This is a genomic window from Candidatus Streptomyces philanthi (genome assembly GCF_059553635.1).
The window spans coordinates 1-5,282 of sequence record NZ_JCANQV010000358.1; the positions used below are offsets into that span (position 1 = coordinate 1).

3 protein-coding genes are annotated in these 5,282 nt (G+C 72.7%); all 3 read right to left on the reverse strand.

Annotated features, from left to right (window positions below; translation table 11 throughout):
• Nucleotides 1-113: 113 nt before the first annotated feature.
• Entirely contained in the window at nt 114-1,442 is a 1,329-nt protein-coding gene (locus tag AC51EU_RS26745) for a class I SAM-dependent RNA methyltransferase (RefSeq protein WP_496269654.1), read from the reverse strand.
• Between the two features lie 97 nt (nt 1,443-1,539).
• Nucleotides 1,540-3,588 (reverse strand): APC family permease, encoded by a 2,049-nt coding sequence (locus AC51EU_RS26750; protein WP_496269655.1) that lies wholly within the window; start codon nt 3,586-3,588, stop codon nt 1,540-1,542.
• Between the two features lie 186 nt (nt 3,589-3,774).
• On the reverse strand, nt 3,775-5,282 hold a 1,508-nt coding region (locus AC51EU_RS26755; RefSeq protein ID WP_496269656.1), incomplete at its 5' end, for an AAA family ATPase.

The window sequence follows — 5,282 nt, forward strand, 5'->3', positions numbered from 1 at the left end:
CCGAGAAACCTACACGATCCCCCGTCCACAGCACGAATCGGGGACACGCCCTCAAGGACGCGGGCACCCGGACCGTCAGGCCACCGGATGCCCGTCACTTCGTAAGCCGCAGGTCAGGAGCCCTTCGCGGCCTTCTCCAGGATCGCCACGCACTCCACATGATGGGTCATCGGGAACAGGTCGAACGCCTGGAGACGCCGAGGGGTGTAGCCGGCGTCGTGGAAGTACTTGAGGTCTCGGGCAAGGGCGGCCGGGTCGCAGGCTACGTAGGCGATGCGGCGGGGGGTGAGGGAGGCGAGATGGGTGACGGTTTTCTTGCCGGCGCCGGCGCGGGGCGGGTCGAGGACGATGAGGTCGGTCTCGGTGATGCCGGTGCGCGGGAGGATCTGCTCGACCTTGCCGTGTTCGATGCGGACGCGGTCGAGGTCGGCGAGGTTGTGGCGGGCGTCCTCGGCGGCGCGCTTGCCGGATTCGATGCCGAGGACGGCGCCCTTGTCGCCGACGCGTTCCGCGAGTGCGCCGGCGAAGAGGCCGACGCCGCAGTAGAGGTCGAGGGCGGTGTCGCCCTTCTTGGGCATCAGGCCGCGCATGACGGCCTCGACGAGGACGTCCGCCGCCATCGGGTGGACCTGCCAGAAACCGCCGTTGCCGACGCGCCAGGTGCGGCCCACGGCGCGTTCGCGGACGAAGGGGCGGCCGTGGACGCGGTGGACGGCGCCGTCCTTCTCGCCGACGCGCAGTACGGAGACCGGCTTGTCGAGTTCGACGATCGGGAGGCGGCCGCCGGGCCGGGGGGTGAGGACGACCTGGCGGTCGTGGGAGCCGGTGGCGGCGATGGCCTCGACGGTGGCGATCTGCGGCCACTCGCGCCGCTCGATGCCGAGTTCGGTGACGCCGGGGGCGGCGATCATGCAGTGGGTGACCGGTTCGACGTCGTGGGAGCGGTGCTTGCGCAGACCGGCGCGGCCCTGCTCGTCGACGGCGTACTGGACGCGGGTGCGCCAGGCGGGGACCTCGCCCTTGGCGACCTTGTCGCCGGGTGCCGGGGCGACGGTGCCGTCCCAGCCGGCTTCCTCGGGCGTCAGTCCGGCGAGGCGGGCCAGCTGCTCGGTGATCACCGCGGCCTTGAGGCGGCGCTGGGCGCCGGGGGCGGCGTGCTGCCAGTCGCAGCCGCCGCAGCGGCCGGGGCCCGAGAAGGGGCAGGGGGCCGGGACCCGGTCCTTGGCGGGGGTGAGGATCTCCACGGCGTCGGCGCGCAGGAAGCGGGCGCCCTCCTCGCCGTCGGTGACGCGGGCGACGACGCGTTCGCCGGGAAGGGTGTGCCGGACGAAGAGGACCTGGCCGGCGTCGGTGCGGGCGATGCAGTGGCCACCGTGCGCGACCGGGCCGACCTCGACCTCGTACTCGGTGCCGACCAGCGACTTCTTCGGTTCTGTCTGCACGGCGGCGGGACTCCTGGGGGTGGCGGCGCGGCGGCCGGGTACGGCGGGACGACAGCCTTCGAGTCTACGTCGCCCCGTGCCGTGCCCGGCGCCGCGGTCACTTCCGCGTGGCCGCCTTCTCCTTGCCGGGCGGGGCGACCGGGCCGCGGCGCACCGCGCCGGGGGCGCTCCACTCCGCGCGGCGCCGGGCGCGCTTCTTCGCGGCCTCGGAGGAGTCGAGCTGCCAGGGCACGGACGTCACCATCACCCCGGGGGTGAACAGCAGCCGGCCCTTGAGGCGCAGGGCGCTCTGGTTGTGCAGCAGGTGCTCGTACCAGTGGCCGACGACGTACTCGGGGATGTAGACGGAGACGGCGTCGCGCGGGCTCTCCCGGCGCAGCGACTTGACGTAGTCGATGAACGGGCGGGTGATCTCGCGGTAGGGGGAGGCGAGGACCTTGAGGGGGACGTCGATGCCGCGGCGCTCCCACTCGGAGCGCAGGGCCTTGGTGTCGGCGTGGTCGACGTCGACGCTGACCGCCTCCAGGGTGCCCGAGCGCATCAGCTTGGCGTAGTTCAGGGCGCGCAGGGTGGGCTTGTGCACCTTGGAGACCAGGACGATGGAGTGCACCCGGGAAGGGCGGACGGTCTCGTCGGGGGTGTCCTCGGGAGCGATCTCCTCGGCGACCCGGTCGTAGTGGCGGCGGATCGCGGTCATGGTGACGTAGAAGATGACCATGCCGAGGACGGCGACCCAGGCGCCGTGGGTGAACTTCGTCAGCAGGACGACGATGAGGACCAGGCCGGTGAGGGTGGCGCCGAACGCGTTGATGGCGCGGGAGCGGTGCATCCGGCGGCGGGCCGCGGAGGACTTCTCGGCGGCCAGGTGGCGGTTCCAGTGGCGGACCATGCCGATCTGGCTGAGCGTGAAGGAGACGAAGACGCCGACGATGTAGAGCTGGATCAGGCGGGTGGAGTCGGCGCCGTAGAGGTAGACGAGGACGGCGGCGGCGCCGGCCAGCAGGACGATGCCGTTGGAGAACGCCAGCCGGTCGCCGCGGGTGTGCAGCTGGCGGGGCAGGTAGCGGTCCTGGGCGAGGATCGAGCCGAGCAGCGGGAAGCCGTTGTAGGCGGTGTTCGCGGCGAGGAAGAGGACCAGGGCGGTGGCGGCGGCGAGGACCACGAAGAGGAACGAGCCGCTGCCGAAGACCGCGGCGGCGACCTGGGAGATCACCGGGTCCTGGGTGAAACCGGGGCCGACGGGGGCGCCGTGGCGCAGCAGGTCCTTGGCCGGGTTCTCGGCCATCTTGACGTCGGTGGCCATGGCCAGCGCGATGATGCCGCAGAACATGACGACGGCCAGGCCGCCCATGAGGGCGAGGGTGGTCGCGGCGTTCCTCGACTTGGGCTTGCGGAAGGCGGGGACGCCGTTGCTGATCGCCTCGACGCCGGTGAGCGCGGCGCAGCCGGAGGAGAAGGCGCGCAGCAGCAGGAAGACCAGTGCGATACCGGCGATGCCGCCGTGCTCGGCGCGTACGGTCAGGCCGGCGGTGGGGGCCTCCATGGCGTGGCCGAGGACCAGGCCGCGGAACGCGCCCCAGAGGATCATGACGAAGACGCCGGTGACGAAGACGTAGGTGGGGATGGCGAAGAGTTTGCCGGACTCCTTGACGCCGCGCAGGTTCATCAGGGTCAGCAGCACGATGATGCCGACGGCGCAGAACGTCTTGTGCTCGACGACGAAGGGGATCGCGGAGCCGAGGTTCTCGACGCCGGAGGAGATCGACACGGCGACGGTCAGGACGTAGTCGACGAGCAGTGCGCTGGCGACGGTCAGTCCGGCCCGGGGGCCGAGGTTGGTGGTGGCGACCTCGTAGTCGCCGCCGCCGCTCGGGTAGGCGTGCACATTCTGCCGGTAGGACGCGACCACCGTGAACATCAGCACCACGACCGCGGCGGCGATCCACGGACTGAAGCTGTACGCCGAGGCCCCCGCGACCGACAGCACGATCAGCACCTCGCCCGGGGCGTAGGCCACGGAGGAGAGCGGGTCGGAGGCGAAGACGGGGAGTGCGATGCGCTTGGGGAGAAGGGTCTCGCCGAGCTTGTCGCTGCGCAGTGCGCGCCCGATGAGGATGCGTTTGGGCACGTCGGTCAGTTTGGACACGGAGAGGATGCTAAGCCTTCGTCAAGGCCGCCGCCCACCCGCCGTAGGGCGGTTCCCGGGCGGCGCAGGGGCCGTCCGGGAGGGTCCCTGCGCCGGGGAACGGGCCCGCCGCGGGGCCCCTGCGGCCCTTGTGCCGGACGGTGTCCCCGGGGGCCCGACGGGGCTGTGACATCGCCCACCCCTCGCTCAGCGGGCGCGCCAGGCCGCCTTCACCTCCTGCCAGCGGCGTGCCTCGTCCTCGGTGAGGCGGCCGCGGATCTCGGCGAGTTTGAGGAGGTTGGCCTCGGTGCCGCTGGTCAGCGTGCGGGCCTCGGCGCGGTAGTGGTCGTCGATCAGTGCCTCGATCTCCGTGTCGTTCATCACGGGGACGAGGCGGGCGGCGAGCTTGTTGGTGTTGCGGTAGGAGCCCTGGAGCTGGAAGGGCGGCTCGGTGCGGGTGGCGTCGGAGCGGCCCGCGGAGTCGATGTAGGCGCGGTTGACGGCGAGGACGGTGGCGCGCACCCGCAGCAGGGCGCGCAGGACCGCGAGGATCTGTTCGAGTTCGGCGGGCGCGTAGCCGTGGGTGAGGTCGTCGGCGCGGGCGGTGGTGTCGCCCTGGGCGAGGCGGACGAGGAGGGCGGTGTCGGCGCGGTCGCGGGAGGCGAGGGGGGCGAGGACCGGGTTGGCGGTGAGGGCGTTCTCGATGTGGGAGAGCGCGAAGAGGTCCTCCTTGCCGGCCAGGACCTCGCCGAGGTTCCACACGTCGGCCCGGTTGGCGAGCATGTCCGGCAGCCGGAAGCGCTGCCCGGACTCGGTGTACGGGTTGCCGGACATGCACACGGCGAAGCGTTTGCCGCGCAGGTCGTGGGTGCGGGCCTCGCCGTCGCGGACGCCGTCCATGCGGCGCTGGGCGTCGCACAGCGGGACGAACTTCTGGAGGAGTTCGGGAGAGGTGTGCTGGATGTCGTCGAGGTGCAGCAGGACGTTGCTGCCCATCTCCAGGGCGAAGGAGATCTTCTCGACCTCGCGGCGGGCGGCGGCGTCGGGGGCGGCCGCCGGGTCGAGGGAGGTGGTGTGCCGGCCGAGGGCCGGTCCCGAGACGGTGACCAGGGCGAGGCCGAGCCGGTCGGCGACGTACTCCAGCAGCGTCGTCTTGCCGTAGCCGGGCGGGGACAGGAGCAGCAGCAGGCCCTGGCTGTCGGTGCGCCGGGTGTCGCCGGTGGTGCCGAGCTGCTTGGCGAGGTTGTCGCCGACGAGGGGCAGGTAGACCTCGTCGATGAGGCGGTTGCGGACGAAGGCGGGCATGACCTGGGGGCGGCAGGCGTCCAGGCGCAGCCGGCGGCGTTCGGTGTCGAGGAGTGCGGCGCGGCGGCGGGTGCCGGCGCGGTGGGCGGGGACGCGGGCGGTGCGGAAGGCGGCGGTGCGGGCGAGGAGCTCGTCGAGGCGCAGCGGGAGGGTGCCGTCGGTGATCCGGGGGTGGCTGCCGAGAAGTCCTTCGGCGGTGGCGGTGACGGGCGCGGTGATCTCGCGGCGGGGCAGGTCCGGCCCGCACACCTCGATGGCGGCGGCCTCGGGGAGGTCGTCGTGCGGGGCGCCGCGGTCGTCGGCGTAGGCGCCGAGCCAGGCCGTGACGAGCCGGTGGCGGGCGGCGAGGTCGCCGGAGAGGGCGCGCAGGTCCTCGGCGAACTCCTTGGCGGCGGGGGCGTCGGGGCCGC